Annotated in this window: 21 protein-coding genes; 8 read left to right on the plus strand and 13 right to left on the minus strand. The window is 61.7% G+C overall.

Annotated features, from left to right (window positions below):
• Positions 1 to 22: 22 nt before the first annotated feature.
• The 11 genes from AD662_RS29005 to bioB all read right to left on the minus strand — a co-directional run bounded on the left by AD662_RS29005 (position 23) and on the right by bioB (position 13147).
• A complete protein-coding gene (locus tag AD662_RS29005; protein ID WP_003177654.1) occupies positions 23 to 181 on the minus strand; it encodes a YqaE/Pmp3 family membrane protein in 159 nt (52 codons plus the stop codon).
• A gap of 345 nt (positions 182 to 526) precedes the next feature.
• Positions 527 to 2305 carry an acyl-CoA dehydrogenase C-terminal domain-containing protein gene (locus AD662_RS25750; protein WP_053189965.1) on the minus strand — a complete coding sequence of 593 codons (1779 nt, stop codon included), beginning with the start codon at positions 2303 to 2305 and terminating at the stop codon, positions 527 to 529.
• A 209-nt stretch (positions 2306 to 2514) separates the two neighbouring features.
• Positions 2515 to 4311, minus strand: coding sequence for an acyl-CoA dehydrogenase C-terminal domain-containing protein (locus tag AD662_RS25755; RefSeq protein ID WP_053189966.1), 1797 nt, complete (start codon positions 4309 to 4311; stop codon positions 2515 to 2517).
• A gap of 91 nt (positions 4312 to 4402) precedes the next feature.
• Positions 4403 to 5692, minus strand: a complete 1290-nt coding sequence (locus tag AD662_RS25760; protein ID WP_024616755.1) for a GGDEF domain-containing protein — start codon at positions 5690 to 5692, stop codon at positions 4403 to 4405.
• A 331-nt stretch (positions 5693 to 6023) separates the two neighbouring features.
• Positions 6024 to 7829 carry a phenylacyl-CoA dehydrogenase gene (locus AD662_RS25765; protein WP_003206230.1) on the minus strand — a complete coding sequence of 602 codons (1806 nt, stop codon included), beginning with the start codon at positions 7827 to 7829 and terminating at the stop codon, positions 6024 to 6026.
• Positions 7830 to 8104: 275 nt separating this feature from the next.
• Positions 8105 to 8401 carry a hypothetical protein gene (locus AD662_RS25770; RefSeq protein WP_018607389.1) on the minus strand — a complete coding sequence of 99 codons (297 nt, stop codon included), beginning with the start codon at positions 8399 to 8401 and terminating at the stop codon, positions 8105 to 8107.
• A 121-nt stretch (positions 8402 to 8522) separates the two neighbouring features.
• On the minus strand, positions 8523 to 9203 hold the full coding sequence (gene bioD / locus AD662_RS25775) for a dethiobiotin synthase (RefSeq protein ID WP_053189967.1): 681 nt from the start codon (positions 9201 to 9203) through the stop codon (positions 8523 to 8525).
• Positions 9200 to 10012, minus strand: coding sequence for a malonyl-ACP O-methyltransferase BioC (gene bioC, locus AD662_RS25780; RefSeq protein WP_053189968.1), 813 nt, complete (start codon positions 10010 to 10012; stop codon positions 9200 to 9202). Before bioC ends, bioD begins: the two co-directional genes overlap by 4 nt.
• The gene (locus AD662_RS25785) at positions 10005 to 10736 is read right to left on the minus strand and encodes an alpha/beta fold hydrolase (protein WP_053189969.1); all 732 of its coding nucleotides are present in this window, start codon (positions 10734 to 10736) and stop codon (positions 10005 to 10007) included. The genes bioC and AD662_RS25785 overlap by 8 nt, the downstream gene beginning before the upstream one ends.
• Positions 10729 to 11907 (minus strand): 8-amino-7-oxononanoate synthase, encoded by a 1179-nt coding sequence (bioF, locus tag AD662_RS25790; protein WP_014340549.1) that lies wholly within the window; start codon positions 11905 to 11907, stop codon positions 10729 to 10731. The genes AD662_RS25785 and bioF overlap by 8 nt, the downstream gene beginning before the upstream one ends.
• A gap of 184 nt (positions 11908 to 12091) precedes the next feature.
• Positions 12092 to 13147 carry a biotin synthase BioB gene (bioB, locus tag AD662_RS25795; protein ID WP_014340550.1) on the minus strand — a complete coding sequence of 352 codons (1056 nt, stop codon included), beginning with the start codon at positions 13145 to 13147 and terminating at the stop codon, positions 12092 to 12094.
• Between the two features lie 91 nt (positions 13148 to 13238).
• On the opposite strand from bioB, the gene AD662_RS25800 reads away from it, so the two are divergent.
• From AD662_RS25800 to rarD, 5 genes are all read left to right on the plus strand, one after another.
• On the plus strand, positions 13239 to 13979 hold the full coding sequence (locus tag AD662_RS25800) for a ComF family protein (protein WP_053189970.1): 741 nt from the start codon (positions 13239 to 13241) through the stop codon (positions 13977 to 13979).
• Between the two features lie 58 nt (positions 13980 to 14037).
• Positions 14038 to 14802, plus strand: coding sequence for a TOBE domain-containing protein (locus tag AD662_RS25805; RefSeq protein ID WP_053189971.1), 765 nt, complete (start codon positions 14038 to 14040; stop codon positions 14800 to 14802).
• Between the two features lie 67 nt (positions 14803 to 14869).
• The gene (locus tag AD662_RS25810) at positions 14870 to 16765 is read left to right on the plus strand and encodes a PhoX family protein (RefSeq protein ID WP_053189972.1); all 1896 of its coding nucleotides are present in this window, start codon (positions 14870 to 14872) and stop codon (positions 16763 to 16765) included.
• 196 nt (positions 16766 to 16961) lie between these two features.
• On the plus strand, positions 16962 to 17936 hold the full coding sequence (locus tag AD662_RS25815; protein WP_003206247.1) for a serine/threonine protein kinase: 975 nt from the start codon (positions 16962 to 16964) through the stop codon (positions 17934 to 17936).
• 202 nt (positions 17937 to 18138) lie between these two features.
• Positions 18139 to 19026, plus strand: a complete 888-nt coding sequence (gene rarD, locus AD662_RS25820; protein ID WP_018607406.1) for an EamA family transporter RarD — start codon at positions 18139 to 18141, stop codon at positions 19024 to 19026.
• 217 nt (positions 19027 to 19243) lie between these two features.
• Here rarD and AD662_RS25825 read toward each other — a convergent pair whose 3' ends face one another.
• The gene (locus tag AD662_RS25825; protein WP_053189973.1) at positions 19244 to 19762 is read right to left on the minus strand and encodes a glycine cleavage system transcriptional repressor; all 519 of its coding nucleotides are present in this window, start codon (positions 19760 to 19762) and stop codon (positions 19244 to 19246) included.
• 537 nt (positions 19763 to 20299) lie between these two features.
• Between AD662_RS25825 and AD662_RS25830 the strand changes: the two genes are divergently transcribed.
• Entirely contained in the window at positions 20300 to 22477 is a 2178-nt protein-coding gene (locus AD662_RS25830) for a malate synthase G (protein ID WP_053189974.1), read from the plus strand.
• 208 nt (positions 22478 to 22685) lie between these two features.
• Here the strand turns inward: AD662_RS25830 and AD662_RS25835 are convergent, their stop codons facing one another.
• Entirely contained in the window at positions 22686 to 23132 is a 447-nt protein-coding gene (locus AD662_RS25835; RefSeq protein ID WP_003206256.1) for a response regulator, read from the minus strand.
• Positions 23133 to 23384: 252 nt separating this feature from the next.
• Here AD662_RS25835 and AD662_RS25840 point away from each other — a divergent pair, with 252 nt between their 5' ends.
• Complete coding sequence (locus tag AD662_RS25840) at positions 23385 to 25325, plus strand: putative nucleotidyltransferase substrate binding domain-containing protein (protein ID WP_033062651.1); 1941 nt, start codon at positions 23385 to 23387, stop codon at positions 25323 to 25325.
• A complete protein-coding gene (locus AD662_RS25845) occupies positions 25322 to 26029 on the plus strand; it encodes a 3'-5' exonuclease (protein ID WP_053182566.1) in 708 nt (235 codons plus the stop codon). Before AD662_RS25840 ends, AD662_RS25845 begins: the two co-directional genes overlap by 4 nt.
• The last annotated feature ends 127 nt before the right edge of the window (positions 26030 to 26156 follow it).

The following is a 26156-nucleotide window of genomic DNA, read 5'->3' on the forward strand; positions in this document are numbered from 1 at the left end:
GGGGGTTCTATAACCGATGAGTTCAGCGCTTGGCGATGATGTACACCGCATGGACGATGCCAGGGATATAACCCAGCAGCGTCAGCAGGATATTCAGCCAGAAAGCCCCGCCGAAGCCGACCTGCAGGAACACTCCCAGTGGCGGCAGCAGGATGGCGATAATGATGCGAATGAAATCCATGGATAACTCCCTGATCGACGATGGCCAAATTGCCCTATAGCTCATTGACCCCAGGCCGCTCGCCAGGGTTCAGTGAAACGCAACCAGAAGCAGCCTCGATGGAGGGCGCCTGCCAGGAACAAAAAACGCAGGCAAAAGAAAGCCCCGCCGAAGCGGGGCTTTGCAGACTGTTTCCCTGACGTCCATTTCACTCCGCCGTCCTGGCAGAATCCTACGTGTCCGTGTCGTTACTTTGCGCGTCCTGCGCTACATCCATGGAAGCTAGATTAGCCCTGGATCCAATCCGCCGGTAGAGGGAAAACGCCAGCACGATGTGTAAGAGAATGCTTACACATCGTCATGATTTCAGAACTGGCCGGCTTCCAGCAGGAACAGCGACTCGCTGCCCGCCTTGACCGAAGCGCTCAAGGAGTGAATACGCGGCAGCAGGCGGGCGAAATAGAACCGCGCCGTGCCCAGTTTGCTCGCGTAGAAATCATCCTGGCTTTCTTTGCCCAAGGCCGCCCTGGCCATCAGCGCCCACATGTAGGCATACGCGGTGTAGCCAAACGCCTGGAGATACTCCACCGACGCCGCGCCGATTTCGTTCGGGTTGCTTTTCGCCCGGTCCAACAGCCAGTCGGTCAACTCGTCCAGCGTGTCGACAGCGCTGTTCAACGGCTTGATGAACTCCGCCAGATCGCTGTTCGCGGTGGCCGTGAAGTGACGGATTTCATCGGCAAACAACTTGTAGAACGCACCGCCGCTGCCGACGATCTTGCGCCCCACCAGGTCCAGCGCCTGGATACCGTTGGTGCCTTCGTAGATCTGGGTGATACGCACATCGCGCACCAGTTGCTCCTGGCCCCATTCACGAATGTAACCGTGGCCGCCGAACACCTGTTGACCATGGACGGTGGTTTCCAGGCCCAGGTCGGTCAGGAAGGCCTTCGCCACCGGCGTCAGCAACGCCACCAGGTCTTCGGCGCGCTTGCGAGTGGTTGGGTCTTCGCTGAACTTGGCGGTATCCAGTTGCATCGCCACGTAGGTGGAAAAGGCCCGACCGCCTTCGTTCGAGGCTTTCATGGTCAGCAGCATCCGACGCACGTCGGGGTGGACGATGATCGGGTCAGCGACCTTGTCCTTGTTCTGCGCACCGGTTGGCGAACGACTTTGCAGGCGGTCACGGGCATATTCGATGGCGTTCTGGTAGGAACGCTCACCGGAGGCCAGGCCCTGGATACCCACCCCCAGGCGCTCGTAGTTCATCATGGTGAACATCGCCGCCAGGCCCTTGTTCGGCTCGCCCACCAGATAACCCACGGCTTCGTCGAAGTTCATCACGCAGGTGGCGGACGCCTGGATGCCCATCTTGTGTTCGATCGACCCGCAGTTGGCCGCGTTGCGCGCGCCCAGGCTGCCGTCGGCATTGACCATGAACTTGGGCACCAGGAACAGCGAGATGCCCTTGGGGCCTGCCGGCGCGTCCGGCAGTTTCGCCAGCACCAGGTGAATGATGTTCTCGGTGAGGTCGTGTTCGCCGCCAGTGATGAAAATTTTCGTGCCACTGACCTTGTAGGAACCGTCGGCCTGGGGGTCGGCCTTGGTGCGGATGATCCCCAGGTCCGTACCGGCATGAGGCTCGGTCAGGCACATGGAACCGGCCCAGACGCCGGCGTACATGTTCGGCAGGTACGCCGCTTTCAGTTCTTCACTGGCGTGGGCATTGATCGACAGGCAGGCGCCGGCGGTCAACATCGGGTACAAACCGAAGGACAGGCTGGCGGAGTTGACCATTTCCTCGACCTGGGCCGAAACGGCCTTGGGCATGCCCATGCCGCCGTACACCGGGTCACCGCCGACACCGACCCAACCACCTTCAGCGTAAGTCTTGTAGGCCTGTGGAAAACCTGCCGGCGTGGTGACGGCGCCGTCGGCCCAGTGGCAACCTTCTTCGTCAGCGGCGCGGCTGAGGGGCGCGATGCTTTTGCTGGTGACTTTGCCGGCTTCTTCAAGGATCGCTTCGACCGTTTCGGCATCCACGGTGTCGGCCAGCGCCGGCAATTGGGCCCAGAGTTTCGCGACCTCGAACACTTCATTGAGGACGAAGCGCATATCGCGCAGGGGCGCTTTGTAGTCAGCCATGGCAAACCTCGCAGGATCTAAACAGTTGGTTCGTAAAAGACGGTTTTCGCAATGACCTGAGTGTACCTCAACAACTTTTGCGACACATAGGGTCAACCCATGACCGTTTTGTTATTTTTAGTCACAACGAAAGATCGCAGGCTCCTACAGGGAATACGCATTTCAATGTAGGAGCTGGCGAAGCCTGCGATCTTTGGCATTCCTCTCAATCAAAGCGCAAACAACTCCGCCGGCAACTTCATCAGGCAATCACTCCCGGCCTCGACGGCAGCCCGATGGGCGGTCGTGCGCGGCAACAGGCGCTTGAAGTAAAACTCGCACGTCGCCAATTTGGCCCGGCAAAAATCGTCATCTCCAGTGCCACTGTCGAGTTGCGCCTGGGCCACCAAGGCCATGCGCAGCCACAGGTAGGCCAGGATGATGTAGCCGCTGTACATCAGGTAATCCACGGAGGCAGCGCCCACTTCATCGGGATTTTTCATGGCGGCCATGCCGACCCGGGTGGTCAGTTCGCCCCATTGCTGGTTGAGCCCGTCGAGTTGCGCGACGTAATCCTTGAGCTGCGGATGTCCGGCATTCGCGGCGCAGAATTTGTGGACGATCCGGGTAAAACCGCGCAACAACTTGCCCTGGCTGCCCAGCACCTTGCGCCCCAGCAGATCCAGGGCCTGGATGCCATTGGTGCCCTCGTAGATCGGCGCGATGCGGCAATCGCGCACCAACTGCTCCATGCCCCACTCACGAATGAAGCCGTGACCGCCGAACACTTGCATGCCGTGGTTGGTCACCTCCAGCCCGGTGTCGGTCATGAAGGCTTTGCAGATCGGGGTGAGGAACGCCAGCAGGTCCTCGGCCTCCTGGCGGGCGGTTTCGTCCGGGCTCAGGTGCGCGGTATCGAGCAATTGCGCGGTGAAATACGTCAGCGCCCGGTTGCCTTCGTTGAAGGCCTTCATGGTCAGCAACATCCTGCGCACATCGGGATGGACGATGATCGGGTCGGCGACCTTTTCCGGCGCCTTGGGGCCGGTCAGCGCGCGCATCTGCAACCGGTCGTTGGCGTATTTGATCGCGCCCTGGAAGCTCGCCTCGCCCAGGCACAGGCCCTGCATGCCGGTACCGAGCCGGGCGTGGTTCATCATGGTGAACATGCAATTGAGGCCCTTGTTCGGCTCGCCGATCAGGACCCCCTTGGCCCCATCGAAATTCAGCACGCAGGTGGCCGAGGCCTTGATGCCCATCTTGTGTTCGATCGAACCACAGGACACGCCATTGCGTGCCCCGGCCTCACCCGTGGCGTCGGGCAGGAACTTGGGCACGATGAACAACGAGATGCCTTTGGTCCCGGCAGGAGCGTCCGGCAACTTGGCCAGCACCAGGTGGATGATGTTATCGCTCATGTCGTGTTCGCCGGCGGAAATGAAGATCTTGCTGCCGGAGATCGCGTAGCTGCCATCGGCCTGTGGCACGGCGCGGGTTTTGATGATGCCCAGGTCGGTGCCGCAGTGGGCTTCGGTCAGGCACATGGTGCCGGTCCACTGGCCGGCGGTGAGTTTGCTCAGGTAGGTCTGTTTCTGTTCTTCCGTGCCGTGGGCGTGAATCGCCGACATGGCACCGTGAGTCAGGCCCGGGTACATGCCCCAGGACGTGTTGCTGGAGCCGATCATCTCGCTGATGACCAGGCCCAGGGAGCTGGGCAATCCCTGGCCACCATAAGCCGGATCTGCCGCCAAGCCGTGCCAGCCGCCTTCCACGTACTGTGCGAAAGCCTGCTTGAAGCCTGTCGGCGTGGTGACCACGCCGCTGTCGAAATGGCACCCCTCTTCGTCACCGGAACGATTGAGTGGCGCCAGCACGTTCTCGCAGAATCTGGCACCTTCCTCGAGGATCGCGCTGACCATGTCCGGGCTGGCATCGCTGACGCCCAGCTCGGCATAACGGCCATGGAAATCGAAGACGTGATCGATCAGAAAGCGCATGTCGCGCAGCGGGGCTTTGTACTCGGGCATGGTGGTTTTCTCCGGTAGCAGATCGTTTCAACCTACTGCCGGCCACCGAGGCTCACAATCACAGTCCAGGCGCTGAATGCGCCGTCATCACTCAACCCGCGGCAGCCTCCATGCGCACCGCACCGCGGCGGTTCTGGCCGAAGGCAATCACACAGTTACGCCCCGCGCCCTTGGCGTTATAGAGCGCCTGGTCGGCGGACTTGAGCACTTCTTCAGGCGTGCGTTGCTCGAGGCGTTCCGCGACGCCGATGCTGACCGTCACCGAGACGCTGGATGCGCCGGCGCCAGAACGACGCTGGCGACCTTGTTGATCGTCCTGGGGACGGCTGTCGGAATTACGCAGCTGGATGGCGTACGTCTCGATGGACTGGCGGATGACCTCCAAATGGGGCATGCACTCGTCGATGGTCTTGCCTGCGAACACCAGGGCAAATTCCTCACCGCCGTAGCGATACGCCCTACCGCCACCGCCGATCTTCGACAATTTGCTGGCCACCAGGCGCAGGACCTGGTCACCCACATCGTGGCCGTGGGTGTCGTTGAATTTCTTGAAGTGGTCCACGTCGCTCATCGCCAGTACATAATTGCGTCCCAGGCGCTGCATGCGTTCGTTCAGCGCCCGACGACCCGGCAGGCCGGTCAGCTCGTCACGGAAGGCCATTTGATAGGCCTCGTGGGAAACCGCCGCAGCGATCATCAGCATCACCTGGCTGCACATGATGTTCAGGGTGAACGGCAGGATAAAAGTCTTCGGCAGCATCCAGAACAACCCGAGCAACCCCACCAGTTGCGCCGCGTGCAGTGGCCGGGGGTTGCGCCAATATTGCCAGGCCAGCAGCAGGAATGCGGCGGCGAACATCGGGTAGGACAACTGGATCAGGCTCATCCAGGCGCCGTGCAACGCGGGCCAGCGGATTTCCGAAAGCCACAACAGCAAGGCTTGGGGGAAACTCTGCTCCAGGGCCAGCGCCACGCTGCCAAAGACCAGCAATACCGCGAACCGCGCCACCATGTCCTGGAACAAGTGGGTGCGCTCCTGCCACGCCGCGAACAGCCCGAACAACAGCGGCAACAACAGGCAAACGAGATGGAACACCACCGCCGCGTCTTCGCGCACCTTGCCGTTATCGCGGTAGAAGTCGGTCTGGGTGTCCAGGAGGAAGTAGGCGATGTACACCGTGACCATCAGGAACAGTTCACGTTGACGTCGGTAGACCGCGCAATACGCCCCGCCCAGCAACAACACCAGCGTGGGGAGCACGTTGAACAGCGAGGTGAAGAAAACGTTGAGATCCTTGACGTAGGCAGCCGCAAGCCCCGCCAGCAACAGCAGCAATGACGGTAGGAAATGGCTTAAACGTACAGCGGAAGAACGCGGCAAGGGTAAAGCTCCGACCCGGCTGATCAAAGATGGCATTGTGCCTGCAACTGGAGCAGTAAGGCACGCGAGATGTGACAGATGTCACACTGCCATCGCTGTAACGGCAGAGGGGACGGTTTTCTTAGGGTCGAGTTGGATGAATATTGTTTCAGGATCGCGGTTGATCCTGTGGGAGCGGGCTTGCTCGCGAAGGCGGTGGGTCTGCTTGCATTGATGTTGAATGTGCAGCCGCCTTCGCGAGCAAGCCCGCTCCCACAAGGGGATTTGTGGCAGACATGAAAAAGCCGCTGCTCCCGAAGAAGCAGCGGCTTTTGGAAGAACCACGTGAGGCTTAGTAGCCCAGCGCGAAGTCCTCTTCCTTCATGTCCATCAGGTTGTTGGCGCCCGACAGCATGGTTGCCACGTGGGTACGGGTACGCGGCAGGATGCGCTGGAAGTAGAAGCGCGCGGTCTGCAGCTTGGCGGTGTAGAAGGCTTCTTCAGTGGTGCCGGCTGCGAGTTTTTCCGCCGCCAGGCGCGCCATGTCGGCCCAGAAATAGGCCAGGCAGGCGTAACCGGAGTACATCAGGTAGTCCACCGACGCGGCGCCGACTTCTTCGCGATCCTTCATGGCCGCCATACCGACCTTCATGGTCAGCTCGCCCCATTCCTTGTTCAGCGCAGCCAGGGGTTCTACGAACTCCTTGACCGCTTCGTTGCCTTCGTTGCCCTGGCAGAACTTGTGGACGATCTTGGTGAAGCCCTTGAGTGCCTCGCCCTGGGTCATCAGTACTTTACGGCCCAGCAAGTCGAGGGCCTGGATGCCGGTGGTGCCTTCGTACAGCATCGAGATACGGCTGTCGCGAACGTTCTGCTCCATGCCCCACTCGGCGATGAAGCCGTGGCCGCCATAGATCTGCACGCCGTGGTTGGCCGATTCGAAGCCGACTTCGGTCATGAAGGCCTTGGCGATCGGCGTCATGAACGCCAGCAGTGCATCGGCCTTTTTCTTCTCTTCTTCATCCACGCCGTACTTGACGATGTCGACCTGCTTGGCGGTGAAGTAGACCATCGCCCGGTTACCCTCGGCGAAAGCCTTCATGGTCAGCAGCATGCGACGCACGTCAGGGTGAACGATGATCGGGTCAGCGGCCTTGTCTGGCGCTTTCGGGCCAGTCAGGGAACGCATTTGCAAGCGATCGCGGGCATATTTCAGGCCGCCCTGGAAGCCGATCTCGGCGTGGGCCAGGCCTTGCAGTGCGGTACCCAGGCGTGCGGTGTTCATGAAGGTGAACATGCAGTTCAGGCCTTTGTTCGCCGGGCCGATCAGGTAACCGGTGGCCGCGTCGAAGTTCATCACGCAGGTGGCGTTGCCGTGGATGCCCATCTTGTGTTCCAGGGAACCGCAGCTCACCGCGTTGCGCTGGCCGATGGAGCCGTCGGCGTTAGGCAGGAACTTGGGAACGATGAACAGCGAAATGCCCTTGGTGCCCGCCGGTGCGTCCGGCAGGCGTGCCAGCACGATGTGGACGATGTTGTCGGCCATGTCGTGTTCGCCGGCCGAAATGAAGATCTTCGTACCGGAAACCTTGTAGGAACCGTCGGCCTGAGGCTCGGCCTTGGTGCGCAGCATGCCCAGGTCGGTGCCGCAGTGCGGTTCGGTCAGGCACATGGTACCGGTCCATTCGCCGGAAACCAGCTTGGTCAGGTAAGCCTCTTGCTGTTCGGGCGTACCGTGCTCGGAAATCGTGTTCATCGCGCCATGGGACAGGCCCGGGTACATGCCCCACGACCAGTTGGCTTCACCGACCATCTCGCTGACCGCCAGGCCCAGGGACTCCGGCAAGCCCTGACCACCGTGCTCGACGTCGTGGGCCAGGCTTGGCCAGCCACCTTCGACGAATTGCTTGTAGGCTTCCTTGAAACCCGTCGGGGTCTTCACGCCGGACTCGCTCCAGGTGCAACCTTCGATGTCGCCCACGCGGTTCAGCGGCGCCAGCACCTGCTCACAAAACTTGGCGCCTTCTTCGAGAATGGCGTCAACCATGTCCGGAGTTGCGTCCTGGCAAGCCGGAAGGCTCTGATAATGCGCTTCGTAGCCAAGCAGTTCGTCACGAACGAAGCGAATATCACGCAAGGGGGCCTTGTAGTCAGGCATAGCGATAAACCTCTGCTGATGTAACCGGGAATGAACGACCGCGTGGATTTGTTGTAGCGGTCAAACAGTTGTTTGAAACATACGTTTACGCCCAAATCTTGTCAAGCGCCGATCTTTTGCCGTTCGTCATCAGCCGAGAAAAATGTCGGACACGGGAAATCCATCGCGCTGAAGAATCCGCGATGCGCGTAGGAAAAGATTAGTTGAGCAATAAGACGTTAGAGACAAGAACGCCGCGAATAATCGCGGCGTTTTCGTCAATCTGAAGGGCAGGATCAGGCGAAGGTATCGATCAACGTACCGAGCATTTCGTCGGATGCCTTGGCGACGTTAACACCCAGTTGCACCTGGAACTTGCCTTGGGACAGTTCAACCATGTTGCTGGTCAGGTCCGACTGCTGACTACGATCCACTGACCGCAGGCGATCCACCTGGACTTCGGACGACTGGCTGGTGACCGAACGCTCGATCGTATTGTTGGCGATCTGGCTGGAGGCCTGATCGACACGGTTCTGCCCTGTCTGAATCGTGCTCAGACCGGCATAGAACGCGGTATTTCCTGAGATTTCCATGACAGAGCTCGTCTTCTTGAAGGGTCGACAATGGCCATTGAAGCAGAACCCCAAGGAAAAGGCCCGACAAAAACACTAATGGCACAGTGCCTTGTCATAGTGAAAACCTTCCCTTGGATGATTAATCCAGCAGATCCAGGTGCAGATGCGCAGCCACGATATCGGCAGTGATGCCTTTGACCCTCGGTACTCGCCCCAGGCAAGGCGCCGGGAGGCGTTCGGCCAGAGTGGCGAGGTTTTCTTCCAGGCGCGAGGTCTTGGGATCAATGATATTCGCCACCCAACCGGCCAGTTGCAGACCGTCCCGGGCGATGGCCTCGGCGGTCAGCAGCGCATGGCTGATGCACCCCAGGCGCACGCCCACCACCAGGATCACCGGCAGGCCCAGGGCCATTGCCAGGTCCGAAAGATTATCCTGATCGGCCAACGGCACACGCCAGCCGCCCGCGCCCTCTATCAAGGTGAAATCGGCCTCCAGGGCCAGCACCTCACGCATCGGCCCCAGCAAGGATTGCACCGTCAGCGCCACGCCGGCTTCCCGGGCGGCCAGGTGCGGCGCAATGGCCGGCTCGAATGCCAGCGGATTGACCTGGGCATACTCAAGCGGCACCGAACACTCGGCCAGCAGCGCCAGGGCATCGGCATTGCGCAGGCCCTTGGGCGTCACGTCGCAGCCAGAGGCCACTGGTTTTCCAGCCGCCGTGCTCATGCCAGACTGCCGCGCAGCATGCAGCAGGCCCGCCGCGACGGTGGTCTTGCCTACATCGGTGTCGGTGCCGGTGATGAAATAAGCCTGGCTCATAGCGGTTTCTCCAAAACGGCGTAGACCACCTGGTAAGTCGCCGGCAGTCCCTGCGCCTGACGAAACTGCTCATAGGCTTCAACCAGCGCCAGGATCCGCGCCCTGCCGGTCAAGCCGCCGGGGCGACCGGGGTTCAGATTGTGGGCGCCCAAGGCTTTCAATTCGTGAGTCAGACTGCGCACGTCGGGGTAATGCAACACATGGGGACAGTTTTCAAGACTGACGACATTCAGCCCGCTGTCCGCGCAAAGGTGTTGATACGTCTCGAACCCACGGAAACGGTTGACGTGCACCAAGCCATCCACCTGACGCCAACTGTCGCGCAATTCGTACAAAGTGCCCACGCAGAGGCTGGTGAAGGCAAACACCCCACCCGGTTTCAACACACGATGGGCCTCGCTCAGCACCGCGGCAAAATCCGCACACCACTGCACCGCCAGGCTGGAAAACACCAGGTCACAGCTCGCCGCTTGCAAAGGCAGTCGCTCAGCGTCACCAGCGACGAAATACAAGGCGCCACCTTGAGGACGCGCATGGTTGAGCATGCCTTCGGCGATATCCAGTGCCAATCCGTTTGTCTCACCGAAACGCGCGCCCAGCGCCCGAGTGAAATAACCGGTGCCGCAGCCCAGGTCCAACCAACGTTGCGGCATGAATGAGGGCGGCAAGCGCCCGAGCAATTGCTGGCCCACGTCGCGTTGCAGTTCGGCCACGCTGTCGTAACTGGTCGCTGCACGGGAAAACGAAGCCGCTACCTGGCGCTTGTCAGGCAAGGCACCGGGCAATGGGGGAAAAGACAAATCAGTCATCACCGGACTCATGCAAAAAAGCCTGGATCGCCGCCGCTACACCGTGCGGGTCTTCCAGAAGGAATCCGTGGCCGGCCTGTTCGATCAGACCGATTTCGACATCCGGCAGCAAGACCAGCAAATCACCCGCGGCTTCGGCAGGCACCAGGGCATCGAGGCCGGCAAACAAATGCAGTTGCGGGCCGCGAAAGCGCTGCAACGCGGCGCGTGTGTCCAGTTGCGCCAGCACTTCAAGCCCGGCCATCAAGACCTCGGGTGAAGTACTCGGCGCCCCGGCCAACAACAACCGCGACAACCCGCGCGGATCGCTGCAGCCCTGGGCACACAGCAAGCTGAAGCGCTTGAGGGTCTGGCGCGGGTCGGCCGCACAGCCGGCGAGAAAACCATCGAAGGTTTCTCCGCCCATCGCGCTCGGCCATTGCTCGTGGGCGACAAAAGACGGATTGCTCGCCAGGGTCAGCAGGCCGCAGCAGCGCTCGCCCCGACGCGCCGCCAGCGCCGAGGCCAGCATGCCGCCCAGGGACCAACCGCCCAACCAGGCGTCCTGGGGCACGGTGGCGTCCAGCTCTTCGAGCCATTCATCGGGGTCGTTCGATAGCAACGCCGGCAACGGTTCGATTTCCACGCGCAGGTGTTCGTCGAGCCCTTGCAACGCCGCCGCCAGCGGTTCCAGCGGTGAAACGCCCAAGCCCCAACCAGGCAGCAATATCAGTCGATCACGCATCGCTTGGCTCCGGCCCCAACAGGGCAAAACACTCGGCCAGTGCATTCAACAATAGCTGCACCTGGGCCTCGCTGTGGGCGGCGGTCAGGGTCACGCGCAAACGGGCGCTGCCGGCCGGTACGGTGGGTGGGCGGATCGCGGTAACCATCAGCCCGCGCTCACGCAGCATTTGCGACAAACGCATGGCCCGTCCCGCATCGCCAATCAGGATCGGCTGGATCGGCGTGAAGCTGTCCATCAATTGCAGGCCGATCTGCTCGGCGCCCTGGCGGAACTGACGAATCAGCACTTGCAAGTGCTCGCGCCGCCAATGCTCGCTGCGCAGCAGCTCAAGGCTCTTGAGCGTGGCGCAAGCCAGGGCCGGCGGTTGGCTGGTGGTGTAGATGTAGGGGCGAGCGAACTGGATCAGGCTTTCGATCAGCTCTTCACTGCCGGCGACAAAAGCCCCGGCGGTACCAAAGGCCTTGCCCAGGGTGCCCACCAGCACCGGCACGTCATCCTGGCTCAAGCCAAAATGCTCGACGATACCGCCGCCATTGGCCCCGAGCGGGCCGAAGCCGTGGGCATCGTCGACCATCAGCCAGGCGCCCTTGGCCTTGGCTTCACGGGCCAGGGCCGGCAGGTCGGCAATGTCGCCGTCCATGCTGAATACGCCATCGGTGACCACCAGGGTATTGCCGGTGGCTTTCTCCAGGCGGCTGGCCAAACTCTGGGCATCGTTGTGTAGGTAACGGTTGAAACGCGCGCCGGACAACAGCCCGGCGTCGAGCAGCGAGGCATGATTGAGCCGGTCTTCCAGCACCGTGTCGCCCTGCCCCACCAGCGCCGTGACCGCGCCGAGGTTGGCCATGTAGCCGGTGGTGAACAGCAACGCCCGCGGGCGGCCGGTCAGGTCGGCCAAGGCTTCTTCCAGGGCGTGATGAGGACTGCTGTGGCCGATCACCAAATGGGAGGCGCCACCCCCGACACCCCAACGGAGCGCCCCGGCGCGCCAGGCTTCGATCACTTGCGGGTGATTGGCCAGGCCCAGGTAATCGTTGTTGCAGAACGCCAGCAACGGCTGGCCGTCCACCACCACTTCCGGGCCCTGCGGGCTTTCGAGCAGCGGGCGCTGGCGATAGAGGTTGTCGGCACGACGGGCAGCCAGGCGTGCGGCGAGATCGAAGGGCATGCAGGCCTCGGGGTGAACTACTTATTTGAGACGGGATGAAATCCCCTGTGGGAGCCGGCTTTTGTGGGAGCCAAGCTTGCTCGCGATGAAGGCATCGCGGTCTATAGCAGGACCGCGTTATCGTTCATCGCGAGCAAGCTTGGCTCCCACAAAAGCCCGCTCCCACACTTGGTTTTGCGTCAACTCAAACAGCGGCGTTATAGAACTGTTCGCTGCTCTTCTGCTCCACCAGCGCCTGTTCAATCGCCGCCTGGTGCACTTCGTCGGCATGTTCTTCGCGGGCTTCAGGCTGGATACCCAGGCGTGCGAACAATTGCATGTCTTTGTCGGCTTGCGGGTTGGCGGTGGTCAACAGCTTGTCGCCGTAGAAAATCGAGTTGGCACCGGCAAAAAATGCCAGGGCCTGCATCTGCTCGTTCATCGCTTCACGGCCGGCGGACAGGCGCACATGGGACTGGGGCATCATGATCCGCGCCACGGCGAGCATGCGGATGAAATCGAACGGATCGATGTCCTCGGCATTCTCCAGCGGCGTGCCGGCGACTTTGACCAACATGTTGATCGGCACCGATTCCGGGTGCTCCGGCAGGTTCGCCAGTTGGATCAGCAGGTTCGCGCGATCGTCCAGGGACTCGCCCATGCCGAGGATGCCGCCGGAGCAGATCTTCATTCCCGAATCACGCACGTAGGCCAGGGTTTGCAGGCGCTCGCTGTAGGTGCGGGTGGTGATGATGCTGCCGTAGAACTCCGGCGAGGTGTCGAGGTTGTGGTTGTAGTAGTCCAGGCCGGCCTGGGCCAGCGCTTCGGTCTGTTCCTGGTCGAGGCGGCCCAGGGTCATGCAGGTTTCCAGACCCATGGCCTTCACGCCCTTGACCATTTCCAGTACATACGGCATGTCCTTGGCCGACGGATGCTTCCAGGCCGCGCCCATGCAGAAACGGGTCGAACCGATGGCCTTGGCGCGCGCGGCCTCTTCAAGGACCTTCTGCACTTCGAGCAATTTCTCTTTATCCAGGCCGGTGTTGTAGTGACCGGACTGCGGACAATATTTGCAATCTTCCGGGCAAGCGCCGGTCTTGATCGACAGCAGCGTGGAAACCTGGACGCGGTTGGCGTCGAAGTGCGCGCGGTGCACGGTCTGCGCCTGGAACAGCAGGTCATTGAATGGCTGGACGAAGAGTGCTTTGACTTCGGCCAAAGACCAGTCATGACGCAGGTTGGCAGTGGTGCTGGCGCTCATGGGCATTTCCTTGATTTATGCTTGGCTGGCGCCTGGGGCATGGAATACCCACAGGCGCGACACGGATGTTCGGCATATTTAAGGAAGAGTCATGCGCTGTCAACCACGATACAACGGACCGGTTTACATCTGGTTAAAAAACAAACAATTTTGCCTGTTATGCGGCGAAAGCACCGACACCCCGCAGCCTATCTGCACCCCCTGTGAAAGCGAGCTGCCCTGGCTCGGTGACCAATGCTGCGTCTGCGCCCTGCCGCTGCCCATGGCTGGACTGCGTTGTGGACAATGTGCCTCGCGACCGCCGGCCTTCGAACGGGTCCTGGCGCCCTGGGCCTACGACTTCCCGGTGGACAGCCTGATCACCCGTTTCAAGCATCAGGCGAAATGGCCCCTGGGCCGGCTGTTGGGCGAACTGCTGGCGCAGTCGCTGCAACATCATTTCGACGAAGGGCTGGAACGGCCCGACGCACTGGTACCGGTGCCACTGGCGACCCGTCGTTTGCGCCAGCGCGGTTTCAACCAGGCAGCGCTGCTGGCCCGCTGGCTCAGCGGGCCGTTGGCGATCCCTTGCGAAGAGCATCTGCTGCGACGCACCCACGACACCCCCGCCCAACAGGCTCTCGACGCCAAGTCCCGACGGCGAAACCTGCGCCAGGCCTTTGCCCTCGCGCCCCAGGCTGCGTTGCGCAACCGTCACTTGGCGTTGGTCGACGACGTGCTCACCACGGGCGCCACCGCCCAGGCACTGGCTGCCCTGCTGCTCGACGCCGGCGCTGCGCGGGTCGATGTGTACTGCCTGGCTCGCACGCCGAAACCCGGAGAGTCGGCTTGACGGGCCGCGCCCAAGGCGCCAACGTCCGCTCATCGACCTTTGCACGCAGTTTTCCGTCATGTCCTTGCCCACGCTTCTGACCCAGCACATCGTTCGGCGACCACAACGCATCGCCCTGTTGCAGCACATCGCCGAACAAGGCTCGATCACCCGCGCCGCCAAGAGCGCGGGCCTGAGCTACAAGGCGGCGTGGGATGCCATCGATGAGTTGAACAACCTGGCGGACCAACCGTTGGTGGAGCGCAGCGTTGGCGGCAAGGGTGGTGGCGGCGCCAAGCTGTCGGAGGAAGGCCACCGCGTGCTGCGCCTGTATCTGCGCCTGCAAGCGCTGCAGACGCAACTGCTGGAAGCAAGCGAGGATCCCGGCGACCTGGGCCTGCTCAGCCGCTTGATGCTGCGCACCAGCGCCCGTAATCAATTGCATGGCAAGGTCCTGGGCATCGAGGCCCAGGGGCACAACGACCGGGTACGCCTGGAGCTGGCCAGGGGTCTGGTCATCGAAGCCCAGATCACCCACGACAGCACGCTGCGCCTGGAGCTGGATGTCGGCACCGACGTGGTGGCGCTGATCAAGGCTGGCTGGCTGGAATTGCACCCTGTCGAGCAAGCGGAAAAACCGGGGATCAATTCGCTGCGCGGCATGATCGAACAGGTCGACGCCGCCGAAGACGGCCCCAGCGAAGTACGCATCAGCCTGCCCAACGGCCAGACGCTGTGCGCCCTGGCCGACCCGCTTGAGCTACAAAAGCAGCATCTGGAAGGCGGCTCACCGGTGCAAGTGACGTTTTCAGCAACAAATGTGCTGCTCGGCACACCGCTGTAGTGTGTTGCAACAATAGTTTCATCGACCCGCTTTAAGGTGACTGCCAAAACCAGCAGGGAGCCTGATGATGAGCCTATTAGAAGAAAACCAATCCACCGACCTGGAAAAGATCGTCGGCCTGAGCCGTCGAAGCTTCATCAGCGCCGGCGCCCTGTGCGGCGCGGCGATGTTCCTGGGCGGCAACCTGTTGAGTCGCAGCGTCCTGGCCGCCGCCGTGAGCGAAGGCAACAGCCGGCTGCTGGGCTTTAAAAGCATCGCCGCCGCCACGGCCGACACCATCACCCTGCCGCCGGGCTACAAAGCCTCGGTACTGATCAGTTGGGGCCAGCCGCTGCAGAAAAATGCACCGGCGTTCGATCCAAGCGGCAATGGAACAGCCCGCGCACAGGAAATGCAGTTCGGCGACAATAACGACGGCATGAGCCTGTTCGAATTCCCCGGCGACAAAAACCGGGCGCTGATGGCGATCAATAACGAGTACACCAACTACCAATACCTGTTCCCTCACGGCGGCCAGCCACAGTCGGCCGAAGACGTGCGCAAGGCCCAGGCCAGCGAAGGCGTGTCGGTGATCGAAATCCAGCGTCGTCGCGGCCAGTGGCAGTTCGTCCAGGACTCGCGCTACAACCGCAGGATTCACGGCAACACGCCGATTCGCCTGCGTGGTCCGGCAGCCGGGCACGACCTGCTGAAAACCAGTGCCGACAACAGTGGCAAGAAAGTACTCGGCACATTCCAGAACTGCGCCAACGGCATGACCCCGTGGGGCACTTACCTGACCTGCGAAGAAAACTTCACTGACTGCTTCGGCAGCAGCAAGGCGGACCTGCAATTCGATGCGGCACAGAAACGCTATGGTGCCACCGTCGCCAGCAGTGAAATCAATTGGCACTTGCACGATCCGCGTTTCGACCTGGCGAAGAACCCCAACGAACTCAATCGCCACGGCTGGGTGGTGGAAATCGACCCGTTCGACCCGCAATCCACCCCGGTAAAACGCACCGCCCTGGGCCGCTTCAAACATGAAAACGCCGCCCTGGCGCAGACCAATGACGGTCGCGCCGTGGTGTACATGGGCGATGACGAACGCGGCGAGTTCATCTACAAGTTCGTCAGCCGCGAGCGCATCAACCATCGCAATGCCAAGGCCAACCGCAACCTGCTGGACCATGGCACCTTGTATGTAGCGCGCTTTGATGCCGGCGACGGCAACCCGGACCATCCCAAAGGCAAAGGCCAATGGATCGAACTGAGCCATGGCAAGAACGGCATCGACGCCAGCAGCGGTTTCGCTGACCAGGCCGAGGTGTTGATCCATGCCCGCCTGGCCGCCAGTGCCGTTGGCGCTACGCGCATGGACCGTCCGGAGTGGATCGTGGTCAGTCCCAAGGATGGCCAGGTTTATTGCACCCTGACCAACAACTCCAAGCGCGGCGACGCCGGCCAACCGGTGGAGGGGCCAAACCCTCGGGCCAAGAACGTCTATGGGCAGATCCTGCGCTGGAAAACCGACCGCGACGATCACGCCTCCAAGACCTTCGCCTGGGACCTGTTCGTGGTCGCCGGCAACCCGACGGTACACGCCGGCACGCCGAAAGCCGGATCGTCCAACATCAACCCGCAGAACATGTTCAACAGCCCCGATGGCCTGGGCTTCGACAACGGCGGGCGGCTATGGATCCAGACCGACGGCGACTCGAGCAACGCTGGCGACTTCGCGGGCATGGGCAACAACCAGATGCTCTGCGCCGACCCCAACAGTGGTGAAATCCGCCGTTTCATGGTTGGCCCGGTAGGCTGCGAAGTGACCGGCATCAGTTTCGCGCCGGACTACAAGACCCTGTTCGTCGGAATCCAGCATCCCAGCGGCGGTTCAACCTTCCCCGAGCACCTGCCCAACGGCAAGCCGCGGTCTTCGGTAATGGTGATTACCCGGGAAGATGGCGGGGTCATCGGCGCCTGACACTGATCGTTCCCACGCTCTGCGTGGGAATGCAGCCAGGGACGCTCCGCGTCTCCGAAGCGTAACGCGGAGCGTCACATGAGGCGTTCCCACGCAGAGCGTGGGAACGATCACCGACAGCCACCACCTATCTGCCTCTGTCTGCGCTACCATGCTGGGCCGGACGCGGCAGCCCTGCCGCTGCGCAGGAGTCAGCATGTCCCATCCGTTTGAAACCCTCACGCCCGACCTGGTACTCGATGCCGTTGAAAGCATCGGCTTTCTCAGCGACGCCCGCGTGTTGGCCCTCAACAGTTATGAGAACCGCGTCTACCAGGTCGGCATCGAAGATTCCGAGCCGCTGATCGCCAAGTTCTATCGCCCCCAGCGCTGGACCAACGAAGCGATCCTGGAAGAGCACAGCTTTACCTTCGAGCTGGCCGAATACGAAGTGCCTGTGGTCGCGCCGCTGATCCACAACGGCACCAGCCTGCACGAACACGCCGGGTTTCGTTTCACCCTGTTCCCCCGTCGCGGCGGCCGTGCACCGGAGCCGGGCAACCTCGATCAGCTCTATCGCCTGGGACAATTGCTCGGGCGCCTGCACGCAGTCGGAGCAACCCGTCCGTTCGAACATCGTGAAGCCCTGGGAGTGAAGAACTTCGGCCACGACTCACTGGCCACCGTGCTGGCAAGCGGCTTCGTCCCTCGTAGCCTGCTGCCGGCCTACGAGTCGGTCGCCCGGGACCTGCTCAAGCGCGTCGAAGAGGTTTACGCCGCCACGCCCCACCAGAACATCCGCATGCATGGCGATTGCCACCCGGGCAACATGATGTGCCGCGACGAGGTGTTCCACATCGTCGACCTGGACGACTGTCGCATGGGCCCGGCGGTGCAGGACCTGTGGATGATGCTCGCCGGCGATCGCCAGGAATGCCTGGGGCAATTGTCGGAATTGATGGACGGCTACCGCGAGTTCCACGACTTCGACCCGCGGGAGTTGGCGCTGATCGAGCCGCTGCGGGCCCTGCGCCTGATGCACTACAGCGCCTGGCTGGCGCGACGCTGGGACGACCCGGCGTTCCCGCGCAGCTTCCCGTGGTTCGGCAGCGAGCGCTACTGGGGCGACCAGGTGCTGGCACTGCGCGAGCAACTGGCGGCGCTCAATGAAGAGCCGTTGAAGCTGTTCTGATGTCCCGCAGAGCCACCCTGTGGGAGCGGGCTTGCTCGCGAAAGCGTTAAGTCTGGCAAAGTTGTGCTGCCAGGCACGCCGCCTTCGCGAGCAAGCCCGCTCCCACAGGGGGGCTGCGGTGATTGTGCACAAGGTTCACAGCACAACCAGACAAATCTCCTTACAATCACTCCTTTGTTAGCTGCCTAAGCAAGGATTCTGCATGCAAGCCGCCAACCCGCGTCGCGGGTACATCCTGGGCCTGAGCGCCTACATCATCTGGGGTCTGTTCCCGATCTACTTCAAGGCCATCGCCAGCGTGCCGTCGGTGGAGATCATCATCCACCGGGTGCTGTGGTCGGCCTTGTTCGGCGCGGCGTTGCTGATGGTCTGGAAACACCCGGGCTGGTGGCGCGAACTGCGGGACAACCCACAGCGCCTGGCGATCCTCGCCCTGAGCGGGACGCTGATCGCAGCCAACTGGCTGACCTACGTCTGGGCGGTGAACAACGAGCGCATGCTCGAAGCCAGCCTGGGTTACTACATCAACCCTCTGGTCAACGTATTGCTGGGCATGTTGATCCTCGGCGAGCGCCTGCGCCGCATGCAATGGCTGGCGGTGGGGTTGGCGGCGGTCGGTGTGGCGCAGCAGGTCTGGCAAGTGGGCAGCCTGCCGTGGGTGTCGCTGGTGCTGGCGCTGACCTTCGGTTTCTATGGGTTGATCCGTAAGCAGGCACCGGTCAAGGCGTTGCCGGGGCTGGTGGTGGAAACCTGGATGCTGGTGCCGATCGCCATCGCCTGGTTGCTGTTCAATCCCACGGCCACCAGTGCCCAGGCGGCATTCTGGACCACCTCCGAAGCCTGGTGGCTGGTAGCGGCCGGCCCCGTGACGCTGGTGCCGTTGGTGTGTTTCAACGCCGCAACACGGCATTTGCCCTACACCACCATCGGTTTTCTCCAGTACGTCGCGCCGACGCTGGTGCTGCTGCTCGCCGTGATGCTGTTCGGTGAGCACCTGTCGTCCAGCACACTGGTGGCGTTCCTGTTTATCTGGGCCGGGCTGGCGGTGTACAGCGTCGATGCCGTGATCAGCATGCGTCGGCGCAGCTGATCAAAAAACGCACAAACCTCTACAGGCCACGTCTGGCGTGGCCTGCGCTCATCCTTCCCAAGGTTATCCACAGCGTGATCCCCGCCGTTTGTGCACAACCCCTTGAAAACTGGTGATTTTTTGATCATCGACCGCTAAGCCCCGGCGAGCCTGGGCTGGAGCCGGGTCTCTACAGGTTATCCACAGGCAGGCGCAGTTTTTCCTTGGATAACCTTCATCACGCTTCGTCGCTGAGCTTGAGCTCCACCATCAACTCATCGGCCAGGGTCTCCAGGCGTTCCTGCAACGTCTCCAGCGACAGGGTCAACGGCACCCCCAGGATCGCTTCGGCATGAAACAGCAACTCGCTGCTCATCGGCGCCGGCCGGACGTAGGTCACCAGGCGCTCGACATTGACGCCCTGCTCGCTCAACAGCCGGGTGATGTCCCGCACGATGCCGGGACGGTCGTTGCCCACCAGCTCCATGGTGATGGGTTTCCAGGTGCAAGCCTCCTCAAGGGCGCTTTCAGCGATCAACACGCGGATGTCGTGAGCCGACAGCCCCTGCAAGGCTTCGATCAGTGCCTCATGGGCCTCGGCCGGGGCGCTGATTCGCAGGATCCCGGCAAACTGCCCAGCCAGGCGCGACATGCGGCTTTCCAGCCAGTTACCACCATGCTCGGCGATGCAATCGGCAATGCGCTCGACCTGCCCGGGCTTGTCCGGGGCGAAAACAGTAATGACAAGGTGGTCCATGGCGCAGTCCTCTTGTTGGGGAAGGGACAGTATAGGCAGGTGATCGCGAGCAGACTGTGGCCTAAAGATTTATACCTTCCCCCTGTGGGAGCAAAGCTTGCTCGCGATGAAAACAACCCGGTCCTTCTGAAACCAAGGCGCCTGTATCGCGAGCAAGCTTTGCTCCCACAGGATGACACCAGAGATATCGTGTACAAACCTCAAGATTTATCTGGAACAATCTATCTATTTTTTGAGAACATCCCGTGTCTCGACGTGACCGTAACACTTTAGTCGGTCGCGGAACGACGCAATTAGTCTAATTTTCACAACCGCAATTGATCATGTAGTATGCCGCAGCGAGCACTACATAACGTTGTACCGATGTCTGCTTAAGGCGCAGTCGCATCCCTGAAAAGCCCCGTCAGCAAGGCTTACCACCCAGCCGCCAGCGATGGCATGTACTGGTTCCGGGGTTTGTGCTTTAAATGGCCCGAGGCTTCATTGTCAAAATCGAAGAGCTGAAAAGCGAAATAGCTGAGCAGAGTGAGGCAAGCAATGACTGAACACGTTCAAGTCGGTGGCCTGCAGGTCGCCAAAGTCCTGTTCGACTTCGTGAATAACGAAGCCATTCCCGGAACCGGCCTCACCGCCGACGCGTTCTGGGCCGGTGCCGACAAGGTCATCCACGACCTGGCGCCGAAGAACAAAGCCCTACTCGCCAAACGCGATGATTTCCAGGCGCGGATCGATGCCTGGCACCAGGCCCGTGCCGGCCAGGCCCACGACGCCGTGGCTTACAAAGCCTTCCTGCAAGACATTGGATACCTGCTGCCAGAAGCGGCGGATTTCCAGGCTACGACCCAAAACGTCGACGATGAAATCGCCCGCATGGCCGGCCCGCAGCTGGTGGTGCCGGTGATGAACGCCCGCTTCGCCCTCAACGCATCGAACGCCCGCTGGGGTTCGCTGTATGACGCGCTGTACGGCACCGACGCCATCAGCGAAGCCGATGGCGCGGAAAAAGGCAAAGGCTACAACAAGGTCCGCGGCGACAAGGTCATCGCCTTCGCCCGTGCCTTCCTCGACGAAGCCGCGCCCCTGGCGGCCGGCTCCCATGTCGACTCCACCGCTTACAAAATCGTCGACGGCAAACTGGTGGTCACCCTCAAGGGCGGCAGCAACAGCGGCCTGCGTGACGATGCCCAGTTGATCGGCTTCCAGGGCGATGCCTCGGCACCGACCACCGTGCTGTTGAAACACAACGGCCTGCACTTCGAAATCCAGGTCGATGCCAGCACCCCGGTCGGCCAGACCGACGCCGCCGGCGTCAAAGACATCCTGATGGAAGCCGCGCTGACCACCATCATGGACTGCGAAGACTCGGTCGCCGCCGTCGATGCCGATGACAAAGTGGTGATCTACCGCAACTGGCTCGGCCTGATGAAAGGCGACCTGGCTGAAGAGGTCGCCAAAGGCGGCCAGACGTTCACCCGCACCATGAACCCCGACCGTGTCTACACCGCCGTCGACGGTTCGAGCGTGACCCTGCACGGCCGCTCGCTGTTGTTCGTGCGTAACGTCGGCCACCTGATGACCATCGACGCGATCCTGGACCAGCACGGCAACGAAGTGCCGGAAGGCATCCTCGACGGCCTGATCACCAGCCTGGCAGCGATCCACAGCCTCAACGGCAACACCAGCCGTCGCAACAGCCGCACCGGCTCGGTGTACATCGTCAAGCCGAAGATGCACGGCCCGGACGAAGCCGCGTTCACCAACGAGCTGTTCGGTCGCGTCGAGGACGTGCTGAACCTGCCGCGCAACACCCTCAAGGTCGGGATCATGGACGAGGAGCGCCGTACCACGGTCAACCTCAAGGCCTGCATCAAGGCCGCCAGCGAGCGCGTGGTGTTCATCAACACCGGCTTCCTCGACCGTACCGGCGATGAAATCCACACCTCCATGGAAGCCGGCCCGATGGTGCGCAAGGCCGACATGAAAGCCGAGAAGTGGATCGGCGCGTATGAGAACTGGAACGTCGACATCGGCTTGAGCACCGGCCTGCAAGGTCGCGCACAAATCGGCAAGGGCATGTGGGCCATGCCGGACCTGATGGCGGCGATGCTCGAACAGAAAATCGCTCATCCGCTGGCCGGCGCCAACACCGCCTGGGTTCCCTCGCCGACCGCCGCGGCCCTGCACGCGCTGCATTACCACAAGGTCGACGTGTTCGCTCGCCAGGCCGAGCTGGCCAAGCGCGCCCGCGCATCGGTGGACGACATCCTGACCATCCCGCTGGCCGTCAACCCGAACTGGACACCGGAGCAGATCAAGAACGAACTGGACAACAATGCCCAGGGCATCCTTGGCTACGTGGTGCGCTGGATCGACCAGGGCGTGGGCTGCTCCAAGGTGCCGGACATCAACGACATCGGCCTGATGGAAGACCGTGCGACGCTGCGTATCTCCAGCCAGCACATCGCCAACTGGCTGCGCCATGGCATCGTCACCCAAGACCAGGTGATGGAAAGCCTCAAGCGCATGGCGCCGGTGGTCGACCGCCAGAACGCCAGCGACCCGCTGTACCGTCCGCTGGCACCGGACTTCGACCGCAACATCGCCTTCCAGGCGGCGGTCGAGTTGGTGATCGAAGGCACAAAGCAGCCCAACGGCTACACCGAGCCGGTGCTGCACCGTCGTCGTCGTGAGTTCAAGGCCGCCAATGGGTTGTGATTGAGCGGTAGACGCGGCACAAAAAAAGCCCTGATCGAAAGATCAGGGCTTTTTTATTGCAAAATCACCAAGCATCTGGCTGATGCTTGAGTCATTGCGGCAAGGGGATTTATCTGTGGGAGCAAGGCTTGCCCGCGATGAGGGCAGCGCGGTCCTTGGTGAACCGAGGCGCCTGCATCGCGGGCAAGCCTTGCTCCTACAGACAATCTTAGAGATCCATCCCCAACTCGTGCTTGACCAACCCCAGCAGCTTGTCGGTATCGATCGGCTTGAGCAAAAAGTCCACCACGCTCAGGTGCATGGCTTCGATGGCGTCCTTCACGTCGGCATCGCCCGACACGATGATGATCGGCAGCGCCGCCCGCGGAGACTCGCGCACCAGGCGGATCAGCTCCAGGCCATCGACATTGCCCATGCGCAGGTCGGTGATCAACAGGCCAATCGATGGCTTGGTTTCCAGCATCTTGAGTGCCGTTTCACCACTGGCGGCGGTCATGCAGTGAATCCCGTCCAACGCCAGGATCTCCGACAGCAGCTCACGAGCGTCCTTGTCGTCATCGACGATCAAGACGCGCTGCGGCGGCAAGTCAGGTTCCAGCATGACGGCACTCAGCGCCTCGCGCTCGGCGTCACTCAAAATATCGTGGTCGGACATGGTGCTCTCTACGTTCTTTAAATCGATCCCCTGGCACAGTGGTCAGACATCGTTCTGCGGCGCTTCAATGTGCACTTCGTCGGATTTTTTTCCAAGAACATTCAATGAAGATTTTTCCGACGCCTTGCGTAGGATTTTTCCGTAAGCCCTCCCCTGTGCAGCGACCTAGACTTACGTCCAATGGGCACCCCGCGCTGAGGGGCCGACCATGGGAGAACGGATCGACCACAACAATTCAAAAAAGACTGCGTAATGGTTATGAAAAAAGCGGACGCCTTCACCCAGGCAGGGAAAACCGCGGTGTTGCAAAACATCCAGGGGACACTGCAGTTTCTCCAGCGTTTCCCACCGTTCAACCAGATGGAAAACGCCCACCTGGCCTATCTGGTGGAGCAATGCCTGCTGCGTTTTTATGCGCCGGGCGAAACCATCATCAAACCAGCCGACGGCCCGGTGGAGCACTTTTACATCGTCAAGCAAGGCAGGGTGATAGGCGAACGTCCGCATTCGGCCAAGGGTGGCACCGAAACCACCTTCGAAATCACCACCGGCGAATGTTTCCCCCTCGCCGCGCTACTGGGCGAACGAGCCACGCGCACCGAGCACCGGGCCGGCGAAGACACGTTCTGCCTGCAACTGAACAAACAGGCCTTCATCAAGCTGTTCGCCCTGTCCGGCCCGTTTCGCGACTTCGCCCTGCGTGGGGTCAGCAGCTTGCTCGACCAGGTCAATCAGCAGGTCCAGCAGAAGTCCGCGCAAACCCTGGGCACCCAGTACTCCCTCAACACCCGGCTGGGCGAACTGGCGATGCGCCATCCGGTGAGTTGCAGCCCGGACACGCCGCTGCGCGAAGCCGTGAAGCTGATGCACGAACAGCAGGTCGGCAGTATCGTGGTGGTGAATGAGCAGAAAGTCCCGGTGGGAATTTTCACCTTGCGCGACCTGCGGCACGTGGTGGCCGATGGGGACGGGGATTTTTCCCAGGCCATCGTCGGACACATGACCCAGGCACCGTTTTTTCTCTCGCCGGACCACAGCGCCTTCGACGCGGCCATCGCCATGACCGAACGGCACATCGCCCATGTCTGCCTGGTCAAGGACCATCGCCTGTGTGGCGTGGTGTCGGAGCGCGATCTGTTTTCCCTGCAACGGGTCGACCTGGTGCACCTGGCCCGGACCATTCGCAACGCGCCAAAGGTGGAGAATCTGGTGGCCCTGCGCGGTGAGATTGGCCAACTGGTGGAGCGCATGCTGGCCCACGGCGCGTCGTCGACCCAGATTACCCACATCATCACCCTGCTCAACGACCACACCGTGAGCCGGGTCATCGAACTGACCCTGGCCGACAAGGGCGACCCGGGGGTGCCGTTCAGTTGGTTGTGTTTCGGCAGTGAAGGCCGGCGCGAGCAAACCCTGCACACCGACCAGGACAACGGCATTTTGTTCGAGGCCCGGGACGCCGCCCATGCCGCGCAGATCCGCGGCCTGCTGCTGCCCATCGCCCAACAGATCAACCAGAGCCTGGCCTTGTGCGGCTTCACCTTGTGCAAGGGCAACATCATGGCCGGCAACCCCGAGCTGTGTTTGTCCCGTGCCGAATGGGCCCGGCGCTTCGCGGCATTCATTCGCGAAGCGACCCCGGAAAACCTGCTGGGCTCGAGCATCTATTTCGACCTGCGGGTGGTCTGGGGCGATGAGCAAGGCTGCGAGCAGCTGCGCCGGCAGATCCTCGACCAAGTGGCCGACAACCGTTTGTTCCAGCGCATGATGGCCGACAACGCGCTGCGTCATCGCCCACCCGTGGGACGTTTCAGGGACTTCGTGCTCAGCCGCAAGAATGGCGAAAAGGCGACCTTGGACTTGAAAGTGCAGGGCCTGACGCCCTTCGTCGACGGCGCCCGTCTGCTGGCGCTGGCCAACGGCATCGAAGTCAACAATACCTTGGAACGCTTGCGGCAATTGGTCGTCAAGGAAGTGATCGAACCGCTCGATGGCGCCGCCTATGAAGAGGCCTATCACTTCATCCAGCAGACCCGCATGCAGCAGCACCAACTGCAAACCCGCGAGAACCTGCCCTACTCCAACCGCGTCGACCCCGACAGCCTCAACCATCTGGACCGACGCATCCTGCGCGAATCCCTGCGCCAGGCCCAACGCCTGCAAAGCAGCCTGACCGTGAGATATCAGCTGTGAGCATTTTTTCCTGGTTGCGCCCAGCCCAACCCATGTTGCCCGAAGAAATACAAAGGCGCCTGGAACGCCTGCCGGCGGCTTCAGCCTTGGGTGAATGCGACCTGCGGGAACAACGCTGGGTCGTGCTGGACCTGGAAACCACCGGGTTGAACCTGAACAAGGACCAGGTGCTGTCCATCGGCGCGGTGGTCATCGAAGACGGCGCCATCGACTTCAGCCAGCAGTTCGAACGCACCCTGCAATGCGATAAGCAGAAACTCGGGCCGAGTGTGTTGATCCATGGCCTGGCACCCAGCGCCATCGCCGCCGGCAGCGACCCGGCCGAGGCGCTGCTGGCGTTCATGGAGTTCGTCGGCGACAGTCCGCTGCTGGCTTTTCACGCGCCGTTCGATTCGCACATGCTCGGGCGCGCCTTGAAAGACTACCTGGGCTATCGCCTGCAGCATTCGTTCCTCGACGTGGCGGACCTGGCCCCGATGCTTTGCCCGCAAGCCCATCTGCGCAAGTCAGGCCTGGACGAGTGGATCGACTGGTTCAAGCTGCAAGTCTTCGACCGCCACAACGCCAGCGCCGACGCCCTGGCCACGGCGGAACTGGCGCTGATCCTGTTCAGCCGCGCCCGCCAGCAACAGATCCACAGCCCACTTGACCTGCAACAGCGCCTGAGCCACTGGAAACGGCGGCAGCAGGCGCCTTCGCTCTAAACCCTCTGCTCCGCGGGTGGTTCACCTGTGGGAGCAAGGCTTGCCCGCGATGGCATCGCCTGGTTTGACAGCCAAACCGAGTCGCCTGCATCGCGGGCAAGCCTTGCTCCCACAGACCTACTTGGGC

This window comes from Pseudomonas kilonensis (assembly GCF_001269885.1).
Lineage (GTDB): Bacteria > Pseudomonadota > Gammaproteobacteria > Pseudomonadales > Pseudomonadaceae > Aquipseudomonas > Aquipseudomonas kilonensis.

Bases quoted from the DNA above. Each gene is read 5' to 3' on its own strand.
- AD662_RS29005 (WP_003177654.1), bottom strand. From the start codon at position 181: ATGGATTTCATTCGCATCATTATCGCCATCCTGCTGCCGCCACTGGGA.
- AD662_RS25750 (WP_053189965.1), bottom strand. From the start codon at position 2,305: ATGGCTGACTACAAAGCGCCCCTGCGCGATATGCGCTTCGTCCTCAAT.
- AD662_RS25755 (WP_053189966.1), bottom strand. From the start codon at position 4,311: ATGCCCGAGTACAAAGCCCCGCTGCGCGACATGCGCTTTCTGATCGAT.
- AD662_RS25765 (WP_003206230.1), bottom strand. From the start codon at position 7,829: ATGCCTGACTACAAGGCCCCCTTGCGTGATATTCGCTTCGTTCGTGAC.
- AD662_RS25770 (WP_018607389.1), bottom strand. From the start codon at position 8,401: ATGGAAATCTCAGGAAATACCGCGTTCTATGCCGGTCTGAGCACGATT.
- bioD (WP_053189967.1), bottom strand. From the start codon at position 9,203: ATGAGCCAGGCTTATTTCATCACCGGCACCGACACCGATGTAGGCAAG.
- bioC (WP_053189968.1), bottom strand. From the start codon at position 10,012: ATGACTGATTTGTCTTTTCCCCCATTGCCCGGTGCCTTGCCTGACAAG.
- AD662_RS25785 (WP_053189969.1), bottom strand. From the start codon at position 10,736: ATGCGTGATCGACTGATATTGCTGCCTGGTTGGGGCTTGGGCGTTTCA.
- bioF (WP_014340549.1), bottom strand. From the start codon at position 11,907: ATGCCCTTCGATCTCGCCGCACGCCTGGCTGCCCGTCGTGCCGACAAC.
- bioB (WP_014340550.1), bottom strand. From the start codon at position 13,147: ATGAGCGCCAGCACCACTGCCAACCTGCGTCATGACTGGTCTTTGGCC.
- AD662_RS25800 (WP_053189970.1), top strand. From the start codon at position 13,239: ATGCGCTGTCAACCACGATACAACGGACCGGTTTACATCTGGTTAAAA.
- AD662_RS25805 (WP_053189971.1), top strand. From the start codon at position 14,038: ATGTCCTTGCCCACGCTTCTGACCCAGCACATCGTTCGGCGACCACAA.
- AD662_RS25810 (WP_053189972.1), top strand. From the start codon at position 14,870: ATGAGCCTATTAGAAGAAAACCAATCCACCGACCTGGAAAAGATCGTC.
- AD662_RS25815 (WP_003206247.1), top strand. From the start codon at position 16,962: ATGTCCCATCCGTTTGAAACCCTCACGCCCGACCTGGTACTCGATGCC.
- rarD (WP_018607406.1), top strand. From the start codon at position 18,139: ATGCAAGCCGCCAACCCGCGTCGCGGGTACATCCTGGGCCTGAGCGCC.
- AD662_RS25825 (WP_053189973.1), bottom strand. From the start codon at position 19,762: ATGGACCACCTTGTCATTACTGTTTTCGCCCCGGACAAGCCCGGGCAG.
- AD662_RS25830 (WP_053189974.1), top strand. From the start codon at position 20,300: ATGACTGAACACGTTCAAGTCGGTGGCCTGCAGGTCGCCAAAGTCCTG.
- AD662_RS25835 (WP_003206256.1), bottom strand. From the start codon at position 23,132: ATGTCCGACCACGATATTTTGAGTGACGCCGAGCGCGAGGCGCTGAGT.
- AD662_RS25840 (WP_033062651.1), top strand. From the start codon at position 23,385: ATGGTTATGAAAAAAGCGGACGCCTTCACCCAGGCAGGGAAAACCGCG.